At 45.3% G+C, this 14,681-nt stretch carries 15 protein-coding genes; all 15 read left to right on the forward strand.

Going from position 1 to position 14,681, the window contains the following annotated elements:
• Positions 1–88 precede the first annotated feature (88 nt).
• Positions 89–532: a nucleoside-diphosphate kinase gene (gene ndk, locus QFZ77_RS18880; RefSeq protein ID WP_307441777.1), complete on the forward strand. Its 444-nt coding sequence runs from the start codon at positions 89–91 to the stop codon at positions 530–532.
• Between the two features lie 217 nt (positions 533–749).
• Positions 750–1,532 (forward strand): CheR family methyltransferase, encoded by a 783-nt coding sequence (locus QFZ77_RS18885; RefSeq protein ID WP_307441779.1) that lies wholly within the window; start codon positions 750–752, stop codon positions 1,530–1,532.
• 131 nt (positions 1,533–1,663) lie between these two features.
• Positions 1,664–1,828: a hypothetical protein gene (locus tag QFZ77_RS18890; RefSeq protein WP_164826741.1), complete on the forward strand. Its 165-nt coding sequence runs from the start codon at positions 1,664–1,666 to the stop codon at positions 1,826–1,828.
• Between the two features lie 309 nt (positions 1,829–2,137).
• On the forward strand, positions 2,138–3,301 hold the full coding sequence (aroC, locus tag QFZ77_RS18895) for a chorismate synthase (RefSeq protein WP_307441780.1): 1,164 nt from the start codon (positions 2,138–2,140) through the stop codon (positions 3,299–3,301).
• Between the two features lies 1 nt (position 3,302).
• Positions 3,303–4,397: a 3-dehydroquinate synthase gene (aroB, locus tag QFZ77_RS18900; RefSeq protein WP_307441782.1), complete on the forward strand. Its 1,095-nt coding sequence runs from the start codon at positions 3,303–3,305 to the stop codon at positions 4,395–4,397.
• A gap of 3 nt (positions 4,398–4,400) precedes the next feature.
• Complete coding sequence (gene aroH, locus QFZ77_RS18905; RefSeq protein ID WP_307441783.1) at positions 4,401–4,787, forward strand: chorismate mutase; 387 nt, start codon at positions 4,401–4,403, stop codon at positions 4,785–4,787.
• A 289-nt stretch (positions 4,788–5,076) separates the two neighbouring features.
• Complete coding sequence (trpE, locus tag QFZ77_RS18910) at positions 5,077–6,624, forward strand: anthranilate synthase component I (RefSeq protein WP_307441784.1); 1,548 nt, start codon at positions 5,077–5,079, stop codon at positions 6,622–6,624.
• A 26-nt stretch (positions 6,625–6,650) separates the two neighbouring features.
• Positions 6,651–7,691 (forward strand): anthranilate phosphoribosyltransferase, encoded by a 1,041-nt coding sequence (gene trpD / locus QFZ77_RS18915; RefSeq protein ID WP_307441785.1) that lies wholly within the window; start codon positions 6,651–6,653, stop codon positions 7,689–7,691.
• Positions 7,681–8,478, forward strand: coding sequence for an indole-3-glycerol phosphate synthase TrpC (gene trpC, locus QFZ77_RS18920; RefSeq protein ID WP_307441786.1), 798 nt, complete (start codon positions 7,681–7,683; stop codon positions 8,476–8,478). The genes trpD and trpC overlap by 11 nt, the downstream gene beginning before the upstream one ends.
• Before the next feature lie 24 nt (positions 8,479–8,502).
• A complete protein-coding gene (locus QFZ77_RS18925) occupies positions 8,503–9,201 on the forward strand; it encodes a phosphoribosylanthranilate isomerase (RefSeq protein ID WP_307441787.1) in 699 nt (232 codons plus the stop codon).
• A complete protein-coding gene (trpB, locus tag QFZ77_RS18930; RefSeq protein WP_307441788.1) occupies positions 9,198–10,394 on the forward strand; it encodes a tryptophan synthase subunit beta in 1,197 nt (398 codons plus the stop codon). The genes QFZ77_RS18925 and trpB overlap by 4 nt, the downstream gene beginning before the upstream one ends.
• A 3-nt stretch (positions 10,395–10,397) precedes the next feature.
• A complete protein-coding gene (gene trpA, locus QFZ77_RS18935; protein WP_307441789.1) occupies positions 10,398–11,213 on the forward strand; it encodes a tryptophan synthase subunit alpha in 816 nt (271 codons plus the stop codon).
• Between the two features lie 17 nt (positions 11,214–11,230).
• Positions 11,231–12,331: a histidinol-phosphate transaminase gene (gene hisC / locus QFZ77_RS18940; protein ID WP_307441791.1), complete on the forward strand. Its 1,101-nt coding sequence runs from the start codon at positions 11,231–11,233 to the stop codon at positions 12,329–12,331.
• 23 nt (positions 12,332–12,354) lie between these two features.
• A complete protein-coding gene (locus tag QFZ77_RS18945) occupies positions 12,355–13,443 on the forward strand; it encodes a prephenate dehydrogenase (RefSeq protein WP_307441793.1) in 1,089 nt (362 codons plus the stop codon).
• Positions 13,444–13,617: 174 nt separating this feature from the next.
• Entirely contained in the window at positions 13,618–14,487 is an 870-nt protein-coding gene (locus QFZ77_RS18950) for a polysaccharide deacetylase family protein (protein ID WP_307441795.1), read from the forward strand.
• Positions 14,488–14,681: the final 194 nt, after the last annotated feature.

The raw sequence follows: 14,681 nt of genomic DNA on the forward strand, positions 1-14,681 counted from the left end.
AGTGTAAACTAGTGGAGAATACATAGATTGAACCTAAGTAAGTTTATGCACAAGTTTTCTTACGGAAACTATAAGGAGGAGTCCTTACATGGAAAAAACATTCTTGATGGTTAAACCGGATGGCGTACAACGCGGCCTTGTAGGCGAAATCGTAAAACGCTTTGAACAGAAGGGCTTTCAATTAATCGGCAGCAAGCTAACTGTTATTTCAAGGGAGCAAGCCGAACTTCACTATGCGGAGCATAAAGGTAAAGATTTTTTCGAAAGACTTGTAACGTTTATTACGTCTGGACCTGTATTCGCGATGGTATGGCAAGGGGATCAAGTCATTCCATTATCCCGAACGATGATTGGGAAAACGAATTCTCTTGAAGCATCACCGGGAACAATACGTGGTGACTTTGCCGTTCATACGCATTTAAATCTCATTCATGGTTCGGATTCACCTGAAAGCGCTGAGCGCGAAATTAGCAATTTCTTTAAATCGGACGAGCTTTTTGAATATATTAAAGTCATTCAGCAATGGATCTAGTTCAAAAAAACAAAGAACCTGACATCTAAACGGATGCGGGTTCTTTTTTTGTCGTATTATAAAGGATTTTGGTATTTGCTTACAGAATGTATGTTACTCCAGGATAAACGACTTCGTCGTCCCTAGGGACGAGCGCGTTTGTCAAGGTTGATGCGAAGCAAAAGTATAAAACGTATACTTTCTTATCAACAGAAATTGACCAAGGTGGGTGGACAGCATGGAAGATCAAGATTTTTTGTTATTTATAAAAAAAGTAAAAGAACACACGTCCATTGATCTTGCTCTTTATAAAGAAGCGCAAATGAAAAGACGTCTAACAACTCTACGGATGAAGCGTGGTTATAATACGTTCGTCGCTTTTTTTGATGCGATGATGAAGGATAAAGAGCTATTCTATGAATTTTTGGATCGTATGACGATTAATGTCTCTGAGTTTTGGAGGAATCCGAATCGTTGGGAGCTTGTTGAGCAGAAATTTGTACCCGAGATGTTGAAGAAGAACCGACGCTTGAAAGTATGGAGTGCGGCTTGTTCTACGGGGGAAGAGCCTTATACACTAGCGATGATTTTGGCAGAACAGGGAGCACTTAATGAAGCTCATTTACATGCGACGGATATTGATGATGGCGCCTTGGAAAAAGCACGCAAAGCGATCTACCTCGATCGTTCATTGCGAGATGTGCCTGAAAAGTATGCGAAGAAATATTTCCGACAAGAACAATTGATGTATCATATTACGGACGATCTGAAAAAATCCATTAAATTTCAAAAGCAAAACCTGCTTGTTGATACATTTGATACCGGCTATGATCTCATCGTTTGCCGCAATGTGATCATTTATTTTACGGAAGAAGCAAAGCATGTCCTGTACCAAAAATTTTCAAAAGCATTGAAACCAGGTGGATTATTGTTTGTTGGTTCTACAGAGCAAATTTTCTCCCCAGGGCAGTATGAGCTAGAACCGGCTGATACTTTCTTTTATCGCAAAAAGGGTGTATAAGATCTTCCATATATTCCAATACTAAGATGTAGCAGAAACTTATGCTTATAATCTAGTTTTCACGCTACGGAAATCTCAGTAACGCTTACGATGCAAGTTATTGCTAAGGCAATAACTCTTAGGAGGCAATTATGGACAAACGCAAAGTGATTACCGCTTATCGCAGGGGAATGATCTCCATTCAGGAATGTGCGCAGATTTTGGGAGTCGATTCGTCACAAATCGTGGGTCTCATGAATGATCCACAGCTCTCCGAACTCCCAAGAGTTGTCCAAAAGCAGCCTATGCACGGGTAATCTTTGCTCCTGACTAGATGTAGACACGCTCTCACAAAGGGGATTCTCCCTTACGTGCGAAGCGTGTTTTTGCGTTTGTGCTGTTGCCAAACCCGAGTAGCTATACTATAATGACAAAAGATAATCGCGCGTCAAAGCGCTAAAGTGTTTAAGAAAGCAACTACTCAAAAGCGGATGCTTATGAAGTTAGTATTGCTACGCAAATCTTTATAGTTAATACTTACGAAGTTAGTATGATTTCGTAATACTCAAAAGTGTATGCTTACGAAGCTAGTGATGCTTCGCAAAACTCATAGGGGGTAACAGATTGTGAGATATTTAACAGCAGGTGAAACGCACGGCCCGCAGCTCACTGCGATTATTGAAGGGTTTCCAAGTAATGTAACTCTCAACTTTGAAGATTTGAACTTCCAATTGCATAGACGTCAAAAAGGCTATGGTCGCGGTCGTAGGATGCAGATTGAGAAAGATACAGCAACCATTGCAGGCGGAGTGCGCCACGGTAAAACAACAGGAGCTCCAATCGCGCTTGTTGTTGTTAATAACGACTGGAAGCATTGGACAACGGTAATGGGGATTGAGCCGGTAGAAGAGGATAATGAAGGCAAACGTCGTGTAAACCGTCCTCGTCCGGGACATGCGGATTTAAACGGTGGCCTCAAATATAATCAAAAAGATTTACGTAACATTCTAGAGCGTTCAAGTGCGCGTGAAACGACGATGCGTGTAGCTACAGGAGCTGTAGCGCGCCAATTGTTGGCTGAGTTCGGCATTAAAGTGGCAGGACAAGTTATCCGAATCGGTGATGTAGAAGCAAAGCGTCAAGAACTTCCACTGGATGAGCTTATTCGAATCACGGAAGATTCACCGGTACGTGTGGTTGATAAAGAGGCTGAAGCTCAAATGATCGCCGCGATCGACGCAGCCAAGGAAGATGGAGATACACTAGGTGGGATCGTTGAAGTTATCATTGAAGGCGTTCCTGTAGGACTTGGCAGCCATGTACAATGGGATCGTAAGCTGGATGGTAAAATTGCGCAAGCGGTTCTTTCCATTCAAGCCTTCAAAGGTGTTGAATTCGGAATCGGCTTCGAGGCTGCAGAGCGTAGAGGCTCCAATGTTCATGATGAGATCTTATACACAAAAGAAGATGGCTTTAGTCGCAGAACGAATCGCGCTGGTGGCTTTGAGGGTGGTATGACAACGGGCGAGCAAATTATCGTGCGCGGTGTAATGAAACCAATCTCGACTCTCTACAAGCCGCTGCAAAGCGTTGATATTGATACGAAGGAAGTATTCACGGCTCAAGTTGAGCGTTCTGACACTTGTGCGGTTCCGGCTGCAGGCGTGATTATGGAGAATGTTATTGCTTGGGAAGTAGCGAATGCTTTCTTGGATAAATTCGGCGGCGACTCGATTGAGGAAATTCGTGCGAACTTAACCAACTTCTTAGCCCAAGTGGAGAGCTACTAATATGAGAGAGCTCACCGTAGATCTTGGAGAACGGTCTTATCCTATTTATATCGGCCAAGGCATTCTTAACGATATCACGGCTCTGTTTGACCGGGCGAAGCTTAGCCGCAAGTCGCCACTACTCGTAGTCACCGATGATGCGGTGGCTTCGCTGCATCTGGAGCGCGTCATGACGCTGCTCCGTGATGGCGGCTTCGCCGCCACGGCCTGCGTCGTGCCCGCAGGCGAAACCTCCAAATCCCTCGCGCAGCTCGAGGGAATTGTCACCGCCGCCCTCCAGGCGGGCCTCGATCGCAGTTCTGCGATCGTCGCCCTTGGAGGAGGCGTGGTCGGCGACCTCGCCGGTTTCGCTGCGGCGAGCTTCATGCGCGGGATCCGCTTCGTGCAGATCCCGACAACGATCCTTGCCCACGACAGTTCCGTCGGGGGCAAGGTCGCGGTTAACCATCCGATGGCGAAGAACATCATCGGGGCGTTCCACCAGCCCGAGCTCGTTCTCTTCGACATCGATTTGCTTCTAACGCTGCCGCCCCGCCAGGTGAAGGCGGGCCTCTCGGAAGTGATCAAGCATGGCTTGATCTGGGACGCTGCATTCACGAAGTGGTGCGACGACAATGCGGAGAAGCTGCTTGCCTTAGATCCGGAAGCGCTCAGTTACGCGCTTTACATAGGTTGTAAAGTCAAGTCTATCGTTGTCTCTCAAGATGAGCGCGAGAATGATTTACGTGCCATCTTGAATCTCGGCCATACGATTGGTCACGCCTTGGAAGCAGTTGCCGGTTATGGCGAACTGCTGCATGGTGAAGCGATTGCAATTGGCATGGTGGGGGCTGCTAAGTTAGCTCAGCAGTTCGGTTATGCCGAGGACATCCATACGGTGACGAAGGGTCTGTTCGAGAAATACGGATTGCCTATCAGCATTCCACCACATTTGGATACGGACAGCATCTTGGGTGCGATGATGCACGATAAGAAATTCAAAGAAGGTACGATGGTCTACATCATCCCGACGGAGATCGGCAAAGTAGAAATCCGTAAGGATGTTAAGGTAGAGCAAGTCAGAGAAATTGTCGAGCTTTTAAAAGGGGAGAGGTAACCGATGTTCTTAAGGGGAATTCGTGGTGCGACGACGGTTGAACACAACGAGGCAGAGGAAATTTTAACTGCTACCAGTGAATTGCTTCGTGCCATCGTAGAGGCGAATGATTTTCGTCCGGAAGATATTTGTTCGGTATTCATTACGGTCACAGAGGATATTACCGCTACATTCCCGGCACGTGCAATTCGTACGTTAGTCGGTTGGGAGCTAGTTCCATTAATGTGTTCTCTAGAAGTTCCGGTTGAGAACTCATTGCCCAAATGTATCCGATTAATGGTGCAGGTCAACACAAACAAAAGCCAAGCAGAGATCAACCATATTTACTTGAAGGAAGCTAAAGCGCTTCGACCTGATATTGTTAAATTGACAAATGAAGCAACACGGTAGTATAGTGTGAGTAGATGAGTTTAGGTAAGTAGAGAAGCATTTAGTCGAGTAGAGCTTAGCCCAGTTGAGATGAGAAAAGGTAACATAGGTTTGTATGAAGATAAGTACGACTCTATTCGAGGGCGTCTGTTTGTTCATACGTAGCCATGGCTTCTTTTATCATATCTTCTTGAACTTCTACTTTAACTAAAGTCAACCTCTACTTCGGTAGAGGTTTTTTTGTCATTCGAATAGAGTTTTGTGCACCACTGAGATCGACGAGTCGCACAAGCTGAGAGGGGATGTTTCCATGTATACACCTGAAATTCAAGAAGTTATTCGTTTGGCTAAAGATTATAATCTCATTCCTGTCGTGCGTCATTTGTTAGCAGATACTGAAACCCCAATACGTGTATTTCAACATCTTTACCAAGAACCGCGTGCGTTCCTCTTAGAAAGTGTTGAGGGCGGCGTGAAATGGGCCCGTTATTCCTTTATCGGCAGCGATCCTTTCTTGATGATTAAAGCGAAGCATGGGAAAACCATGGTAGAAACACAATCCGAGAATAAGGTTTTGGACGAGAAACCAATCGAAGTGTTGAAAGCCTATCTGAGATCCTACTCCAGTCCTCAGCTTGCGGACTTGCCGCGTTTTACAGGTGGTGCTGTCGGATTCTTCGGATACGATTTGCTTCAGTACTATGAGAATCTCCCAGCTCATCAAATTGATGATTTACAAATGAATGACATTCAATTCATGTTCTGCGATCAAGTCATTGTTTTCGATCATTTCAAACAGCAGATCAAAGTGATCGCCAATGTGCATGTACAGCCTTTTGCTACGGATGCTGACATTGTAAAAGCGTATCATGCGACTTGTGAGAAAATCGACGCCACAATTGAGAAGATCAAGCGTCCGCTTGGCTCAGAGACGATGACTCACAATCCGATTGTGTCCGAACCGGATCTCGGTGATATTCGATCCAACATTACGAAAGAAAAGTATATTGCCAACGTGAATAAAGCGAAGGAATATATCCGAGCTGGTGATATTTTCCAAGTTGTGTTGTCGCAGCGTTTTGAAATGGAAACGACCGTTTCGCCTTTGCAAGTGTATCGAGTACTGCGTACGATGAATCCATCACCCTATATGTACGTGCTTAAAATGGATGATGAAGTCATCGTTGGCACATCGCCGGAGCTGTTAGTTCGCGTTGAAGAAGAAAAAGTTGAGACGCGCCCAATTGCTGGTACAAGACCAAGAGGGAAGACGCCAGAAGAAGATCTTGCACTGGAAAAAGAATTGCTCGCAGATGAGAAAGAACGCGCTGAACATTTGATGCTGGTTGACTTAGGTCGCAATGACATCGGGCGTGTATCGGAATTCGGAACTGTGAAGTGCGACACATTCATGGACATTGAACGGTATTCACACGTCATGCATATCGTTTCGAACGTTTCTGGTAAAATTGCAAAAGACAAAGATTTCTTCGATGCATTTCTTTCCTGTATGCCTGCAGGGACGGTGTCTGGAGCGCCGAAACTGAGAGCTATGGAGATTATTGCTGAGCTGGAGCCAGAATCTCGCGGTGCTTATGCTGGAGCGATTGGTTACCTAGGATTCTCGGGTAATTTGGACACTTGTATTACGATCCGTACGATTATTTTTAAAAATGGCAAAGCCTATGTGCAAGCCGGAGCCGGTATTGTATGGGATTCTGTTCCTGAAAGTGAATACCAGGAGACGGTTAATAAAGCGACAGCTTTGCTGAAATCAATTCGGATGGCAGAGGCCATGTTCAGTCCTGAGCCTAGACCAGTTAGCGATATTAACAAAGATTACTTTGTTAACTCTTAAGGAGAGAAGGAGAGGAGACTCTAGTCATGAGTGGACTTATTCATATACAGCAAGCGCTCGGGAAAGTCATTAGCGGTAGTCATTTGTCGCGGGTGGAAGCGCGCGGCGTCATGTCTGAAATCATGGACGGTGCGGCGACTCCTGCTCAAATCGGCAGCCTGCTTACAGCACTTCGCATCAAAGGAGAGACGCTGGAGGAGATTACGGGCTTCGCAGAAGCGATGCGGAGCAAAGCCGTTCAGGTCAACGTACTGCAGAATGATCTGCTGGATACTTGCGGAACTGGCGGAGATGGCGCAGAGACGTTCAATATCTCCACAACGGCAGCGATTGTCGCATCTGCTGGTGGGATTCGCGTAGCGAAACATGGCAATCGGGCGATGTCGAGCAAAAGCGGAAGTGCAGATGTCCTTGAAGCTCTTGGCGTGAAGATAACGTTAAGCGGTGAACAAGCGGCTAAATGCTTAGAGAAAACAGGCATCTGCTTTATGTTTGCCCAAGCGTACCATCAATCTATGAAGCATGTGGCGGCACCTCGGCGCGAGCTAGGCTTCAGAACCGTATTCAACCTGCTTGGACCGTTAACCAATCCTGCAGGCGCTGACCGTCAAGTGCTTGGTGTATTCGACAGCACGAAGACAGAGCTGATTGCGCAAGCTCTGCAAGCCCTTGGACTGAAACGAGCATTGGTTGTAGCAAGCGAGGATGGATTGGATGAATTCAGCATTTCGGCACCTACGAAAGTAACGGAACTGAAATCAAACACCATTAGCACTTACACCATTACTCCGGATGATCTTGGTTTACGCGCACATAGCATCAAAGATGTAGCGGGTGGAGATGCGATCCTAAACGCTGAAATCATTCGTCATATTTTTGCTGGTGAGAAGGGGCCTTATCGCGATATCGTACTTGCAAACACAGCGGCCTGCTTCTATGTGACAGGGCAAGTCGGAACCCTTCAACAGGGTGTGAAATTAGCGGCTGATGTCATTGATTCAGGCCGTGCGGAACAAAAATTGAACGATTTAATCCAATATACAGGAGAACTATGCCATGTTTCTTGATAAAATTGTTGCCACCAAGCGGGCAGAGGTTGAAGCGATGAGCAGCTTTTCAATCAAGGATGCGGAGAAGTTAATCTCGGACCTGCCTCCTTGTTTAGGGTTTGAACAAGCGTTAACTACACGGAAAAACCGCGCGATGGGTCTTATTGCCGAGGTGAAGAAGGCTTCCCCGTCCAAAGGGTTGATTCGCGATGATTTTGAACCGGTTCTTTTAGCTGAAGCGTATGAAAGAGCAGGTGCAGATTGTATCTCCGTTCTGACGGATGTGGACTATTTCCAAGGTAGTAACGAGTACTTGAAAGCTGTTCGTAAGGCGGTGAATGTGCCATTGCTTCGTAAGGATTTCACAATTGATCCGAAGCAAATTTATGAAGCGCGCTTGATTGGCGCCGATGCTATTTTGCTGATTGCTGCCATTTTAACGACAGATCAAATGAAGCAGTATCTCAAGTTAGCAAGTGATCTTGGACTTGATGCACTCGTTGAGGTTCATGATCGTGAGGAGCTGGAACGTGCGCTGGAATTGGATACTCAATTGATTGGCATCAACAATCGGAATTTGAAAACATTTGTTACCGACTTAGGCACGACAGAGGAACTGATTCAATTCATTCCCGCAGGGAAAACTGTCGTCAGTGAAAGTGGCATTGCTACTGTCAAAGATATGGCTTATTTACAGCAAGTTGGTGCTCAAGCTGTTTTAATCGGCGAGCATTTCATGCGACAACCTATTGTTGAGCAGGCTGTTCATGATCTGATGGGGACGAGGGTTCAGACAACGAAGTAGTTGAAGGAGAAAGAGGCGAATTTGATGGCTGTGGGGACGGTTCCAACGGTAAAAATTTGTGGACTTCAAAGCGTTGAAGTGTTAAAATCAATCGTGCATTTGCCGATAGCACATATCGGTTTTGTATTTGCACCGAGCAAGCGGCAAGTTACGGCAGAGAAGGCCGGAGAACTGATTTCCTTTTTGAAAGCAGAAGAGGCTAAAGGGGTATCTGTCCCATTAACTGTAGGGGTATTCGTTAATCCGAGCAAGGAACAGTTAACCGATATTCTAGCGGTGGCTCCACTTGATGTCATACAGTTACATAGTCAGGAAACACCTGATTTTTGCCGATGGGTTCGTGAACATTTTCAGGTAAAAGTGTTCAAATCCGTTTCGATTTCCAAAACAGAAAATAAAATCCCCAATTTGGAGGATGTAGCCGCGCAGCTTGACCCTTATATAGGGACGGTCGATGCCGTTTTGCTGGATACCTTCGACCCTGTATACGGGGGAGGATCAGGCAAAACCTTTGCTTGGGACTGCATTCCTGTTTACCAGGAGTGGGCGCGTTCAGCAGGAGTGGCGCTGCTTGTAGCAGGCGGGCTTCAACCTGATAATGTTGATCAACTAGTAACAGCCTATTACCCCGATGGCGTAGATGTTTCCAGCGGCGTTGAGACCGATGGCGTAAAAGATATAACCAAAATTACAGCATTTGTGGAAAGGGTGACTCGAAAGTGACGCAAGTACCTGACCAGCATGGCAGATTCGGCAAGTTCGGCGGCCGTTATGTTCCTGAGACGTTGATGAATGCTTTGATTGAGCTTGAAGAAGCTTATGAAAAATATAAAGATGATCCTGAATTTATTGCCGAGGTGCGCTACTTACAAAAGCAATATTCCGGCAGGCCAACACCGCTTTATTATGCAGAGCGACTTTCTGAGCTTTTGGGCGGAGCTAAAATTTATTTGAAACGTGAGGATTTGAACCATACGGGTGCTCACAAAATTAATAACACCATTGGACAAGCGGTTCTCGCGAAACGAATGGGGAAGAAGAAGATTATTGCGGAAACTGGAGCTGGACAGCATGGTGTTGCATCAGCAACGGTAGCTGCGTTAATGGGATTTGAGTGTAAAGTATTCATGGGCGAGGAAGACACAAAGCGTCAGCAGTTAAATGTTTTCCGCATGAAATTGCTTGGATCTGATGTCATTCCTGTTACGTCTGGTACACGCACATTGAAAGATGCTTGTAATGAAACGCTTCGTTACTGGGTTAGCAACGTTCAGGATACTTATTATATCCTAGGTTCCGTTACAGGACCGCATCCTTACCCCATGATGGTGCGTGATTTCCAACGTGTCATTGGCGATGAGTCACGTGAGCAAATCCTTGAAACCGAAGGCCGATTACCTGATGCTGTAATTGCTTGCGTAGGCGGAGGCAGTAACGCCATGGGTATTTTCTACCCGTTCGTCCAAGATGAATCCGTGAAGCTCATTGGCGTGGAAGCGGCTGGCCGCGGTATTCATACCGAGGAACATGCAGCTACAATGACCAAGGGAACTCCAGGTGTTTTCCAAGGTTCACTTAGCTATTTGCTGCAGGATGAGTATGGTCAAGTACTGCCGGCCCATTCCATTTCAGCAGGCTTGGATTACCCTGGTATAGGTCCGGAGCATTCCTACCTCAAAGATATTGAACGAGCAACATATTATCCGATCACGGATCAGGAAGCACTAGATGCACTTCAGCTGCTTAGCCGCACGGAAGGAATAATTCCAGCCTTAGAGAGTGCACATGCCATTGCTCAAACGGTTAAAGTAGCTCCTACCATGTCCAAGGATGAAATTATTATCGTAAGTCTTTCTGGACGTGGCGATAAAGATGTTGAATCCATTATGAGCTATCTCGGCTTGGGGAGGGAATAAGCAATGAACCGTATTGATAGTCGATTTGCCGAGCTCAAAGAGCGCGGAGAAACAGCGATGATTCCTTTCTTGACCATAGGAGATCCTTCCCTTGAAGCATCCCTTGAGCTTATCCTGGAAATGGAACGCGCAGGTGCCGACTTGATTGAACTAGGTGTTCCTTATTCCGATCCTTTAGCTGATGGTCCTGTTATTCAACGTTCCTCTGAACGTGCATTACAGCGCAAAATTTCAATCTTTGATGTGATGGATGTAGCTCGTCAGGCTAGAAGCAGAGGTTCTAAGCTGCCATTCATTCTTTTTACGTATTATAATCCAGTTTTACAAATTGGACTGGAGCGCATTTTCAAAGCGATGCAGGAGAATGAAATCAGCGGCATTATTATTCCTGATCTTCCGTTGGAAGAAAATAGTGAGACAAGAGCGGTTGCTGAAGCCAATGGGATTCATCTTATTCCGTTGGTTGCGCCAACATCCAATGAACGCGTAAAGCGAATTGCAGCTGGAGCTCGCGGATTCGTCTACTGTGTATCATCATTAGGTGTAACAGGCGAGCGCGCCGAATTCTTCGGAGGCATTGAGGATTTCCTTGCAACGGTACGGGAAGCTGCAAGTGTTCCGATTGTCGTCGGCTTCGGTATTTCGAATCGCGAGCAAGTTAAGCGCTTTGAGAAGCTTTGTGACGGAGTCGTTGTAGGAAGTGCCATAGTACGAACGATTGAGAACGTACTGCCTCATCTTGAGGCCGATGCTGCACACCCGGAAGGACTCTTGCAAATTCGTAACTTTGTGGGACAATTAAAACGTTCGGACATATAATTGACGAGGTGACTATCATGAAACCGAAACAAACGATTGTACATTTACCTGTCTATCAACCAGGTAAACCTATTGAAGAAGTGAAACGTGAGCTAGGTTTGACAGAAGTTATTAAACTGGCATCTAACGAGAACCCTTTCGGCTCCTCGCCCAAAGTAAAAGCAGCAATTGAAGCGGAATTATCCAACATCAGCTTGTATCCTGATGGGGGAGCTGTTCAATTGACAGAAGCTGTTGCTGAATCCCTTGGTGTGGCAACGAATCAGCTTATTTTTGGCGCAGGATCTGATGAAGTTATTCTGATGCTCGCGCGGGCTTTTCTTGTTCCAGGCGACGAATCCGTCATGGCTTCACACACGTTCCCTCAGTACAAGCATAACTGTGAAATCGAAGGCGCTGTGTCCATTGAAGTTCCTTTGAAAGATGGAACACATGATCTGGATGGCATGCTTGCTGCGATTACGGAACGTACGAAAATCGTTTGGATTTGTAACCCGAACAATCCGACAGGAACGATGAATACCGACGCGGAGATTAAGGCGTTCTTGGCCAAAGTTCCAGATCATGTGTTAGTCGTTCTTGATGAAGCTTACTGCGAGTACAATACAACGGGGGAATTCCCGGATAGCATAGAAATAATTGGTCAATACCGCAATGTCATAGCGTTGCGTACTTTCTCAAAAATTTATGGATTGGCTTCCCTGCGAATTGGTTACGGGATCGGACATCCTGATGTTATTCGATCGATTAATCAAGTGCGGGAACCTTTTAACACAACCAGATTTGCTCAAGCCGCTGCTCTTGCCGCAATTAAAGATCAAGATTTTATCCAAAGCTGCCGAGAAGCGAACACGGCTGGCTTACAATACTTAACAGATGAGTTTGACAAGATGGATCTGCAGGCATTGCCAGCACACGGTAACTTCATCATGGTGAATGTTGGCCGGCCAGCAGCAGATGTATTTAATGGTTTGCTTCGCAGAGGCATCATCATTCGTGGAGGTCATATGTTGGGCTTTCCAACGTCGCTTCGGGTTACAATTGGCTCGCGCGAACAGAATGAGAAATTCATTGCCGCTCTAACACAAGTGCTTGCTGAGGTTGCTGTTAAGGCCTAATTTAAATCATAAAGGTTGATTTCATGACGAAAATTGCGATATTCGGTGTAGGGCTGATCGGTGGATCACTCGCCTTATGCTATAAAGGAAAACCTGGATTTACAGTCGTTGGTCACTCACCGAATCCGAAGTCAGTTGAAAAGCTTCTAAAACGGAATGTTGTCGATGGGGCTACAACTAGCATGGCTGAAGCGGTAGAAGGAGCGGACTACATTTTTCTATGCGTGCCAGTTGGTATGTTAGAGGAGTATGTCCAGCAGCTAGTGCAGCTCCCTCTAAAAGACGGTTGCATCATCACAGATGTCGGTAGTACCAAAGCTTCAATCACGGAAAGTGCAGCATCTTTTGTCAAGGAAAACGTCTATTTTATCGGCGGACATCCAATGGCTGGCTCCGAACGTCATGGGGTGGAGGCAGCTTCCTCGCACCTTTTTGAAAATGCGTTCTATGTCCTGACACCGGCAGAGGGTACACCGCAAGCTGAGGTTGATCGTCTAACGGAGCTGCTCAAGAAAACGAAGGCTCAAATTGTTCAAGTAGGCGCCCGTGAACATGATGACATCGTAGGAGCGATCAGCCATTTACCGCATATTATCGCGGTTGCATTGGTTAATCAAGTAAGAGGCTATAACGAAACGAATCCGCTGTATCAAAATCTGGCGGCTGGCGGCTTCAGGGATATCACACGTATCGCATCCAGTGAACCGATGATTTGGCGCGATATTCTTGTTAACAATAAAGACGTGCTGCTTAAACTGCTCAAGGATTGGAATCTAGAAATGTCGCGCTTTATTAAGTTGCTGGAACAAAGTGACGGCGAAGGGATCGCTGAACAATTCCGTGTTGCTGGTGAGTTCCGCAGTCAATTGCCTGAACGTAGAAAAGGGATGATTACGTCCTTATTCGATATTTATGTTGATATTCCCGATCATCCTGGTATCATTGGCCAAATTACAACCTTACTTGGTAACGCTAGAATAAATTTAAGCAACATTCAAATTATTGAAAGCCGTGAAGATGTTCCCGGTGTACTCCGTCTTTCTTTTCGAAATCAGGAAGACGCCGATCGGGCATCTGAGCTGCTGAGTGGGCCATACGCAGTGCATGTTTAACGCTCAAAATTGTATGTTAAATAAGCTGTTTTCTTTCCTTTTTTGGACAATTCAAAAAGAGGGAAGGGATCAGCTTATTTTATTTTTGTTAACAGATTCTCAAAGAAAAAGCTTCGTGATATAATGACATCTATTCATATATATATTACATATTTTTATTGTGGGGCGAACGTGATGAAGATCCAATTGATAGGGAAAAGTCTGCTTATTGTGTTAATCGCTTTCATGAATTTTTTACCTTCCTTAGTGCGAGCAAATGAGGTTGTATATTCAAATGAAGTTGTTGTACTGGTGTATCACCATATTGATGATCAAGTACAGGGCTCCGTGACGATATCAACGAAACTGTTCGAAAAGCAGTTGGAGGCTATGCAGCGGAAAGGCTATCATTTCATTAGCATGGATGAGTTTAAAAGCTTCAAGTCAGAGGGGACAGCAATACCTGACAATGCTGTTCTTGTAACCTTTGATGATGGCTACGAAAGCTTCTATACGAATGCTTTTCCGATTCTTAAAAAAATGCGAATACCTGCTGTGAATTTCGTTATTACCAAAGATCTGGACAACCCTGTAGGAACACTTCTGCCTTCCTTGACAAGAGAAGAGATTAAGAAAATGAGAAAAGAGTTCGCTGGAGTAGATTTTCAATGTCATTCGGATGGGCTGCATGCGATGAGCAATGGCAAACCGCTGTTGACTAACAAAATAACACAAAATGGCATAACAGAAACAGACGATGAACTCAAACAAAGAGTTCTGACCGATACGCGTACGGGCCTTACTAAACTTAATGAATTGAATGGCTCAAAATCCGTCGATTCTTATGCGTACCCTTTTGGCAGCTATGATGATCATACGATTTCGTATCTTCTGGAAGCTGGAGTTAAGTATGCCTTCACGACTAAATCAGGAATAACTACGAAGGAAACGGATCCCATGCAAATCCCACGGATTAATGCAGGCAGTCCATTCATCCGAGTACATTCTATAAACAATTTGATTAAACAAGCCAAAAGGCATCAAATACAACCTATGCAATCTTAAAAAAACGAGTTAGTAAACGTTTTCAAAATATGTATTGACAGAATGAAACCGTATACATATAATAAAAGTACAGTATGGTTTCTCTCCACTCCTATCCGATAATCGCACCATAAGTGCAACCGCCGATTCGGCGGTTTTTTTTTTGTGCTTATGTACCATATTTTTCTGAATTTATTATATAATGGGAAGGGACA

It is taken from the genome of Paenibacillus sp. V4I3 (assembly GCF_030817215.1).
Taxonomy (GTDB): Bacteria; Bacillota; Bacilli; order Paenibacillales; family NBRC-103111; genus Paenibacillus_E.

What these genes read in the sequence shown, in the direction of transcription:
- trpE (WP_307441784.1), top strand. Translation starts at nt 5,077, where the DNA reads ATGTATACACCTGAAATTCAAGAAGTTATTCGTTTGGCTAAAGATTAT.
- QFZ77_RS18890 (WP_164826741.1), top strand. Translation starts at nt 1,664, where the DNA reads ATGGACAAACGCAAAGTGATTACCGCTTATCGCAGGGGAATGATCTCC.
- trpA (WP_307441789.1), top strand. Translation starts at nt 10,398, where the DNA reads ATGAACCGTATTGATAGTCGATTTGCCGAGCTCAAAGAGCGCGGAGAA.
- aroH (WP_307441783.1), top strand. Translation starts at nt 4,401, where the DNA reads ATGTTCTTAAGGGGAATTCGTGGTGCGACGACGGTTGAACACAACGAG.
- ndk (WP_307441777.1), top strand. Translation starts at nt 89, where the DNA reads ATGGAAAAAACATTCTTGATGGTTAAACCGGATGGCGTACAACGCGGC.
- trpD (WP_307441785.1), top strand. Translation starts at nt 6,651, where the DNA reads ATGAGTGGACTTATTCATATACAGCAAGCGCTCGGGAAAGTCATTAGC.
- trpC (WP_307441786.1), top strand. Translation starts at nt 7,681, where the DNA reads ATGTTTCTTGATAAAATTGTTGCCACCAAGCGGGCAGAGGTTGAAGCG.
- hisC (WP_307441791.1), top strand. Translation starts at nt 11,231, where the DNA reads ATGAAACCGAAACAAACGATTGTACATTTACCTGTCTATCAACCAGGT.
- QFZ77_RS18885 (WP_307441779.1), top strand. Translation starts at nt 750, where the DNA reads ATGGAAGATCAAGATTTTTTGTTATTTATAAAAAAAGTAAAAGAACAC.
- QFZ77_RS18925 (WP_307441787.1), top strand. Translation starts at nt 8,503, where the DNA reads ATGGCTGTGGGGACGGTTCCAACGGTAAAAATTTGTGGACTTCAAAGC.
- QFZ77_RS18945 (WP_307441793.1), top strand. Translation starts at nt 12,355, where the DNA reads ATGACGAAAATTGCGATATTCGGTGTAGGGCTGATCGGTGGATCACTC.
- aroB (WP_307441782.1), top strand. Translation starts at nt 3,303, where the DNA reads ATGAGAGAGCTCACCGTAGATCTTGGAGAACGGTCTTATCCTATTTAT.
- QFZ77_RS18950 (WP_307441795.1), top strand. Translation starts at nt 13,618, where the DNA reads ATGAAGATCCAATTGATAGGGAAAAGTCTGCTTATTGTGTTAATCGCT.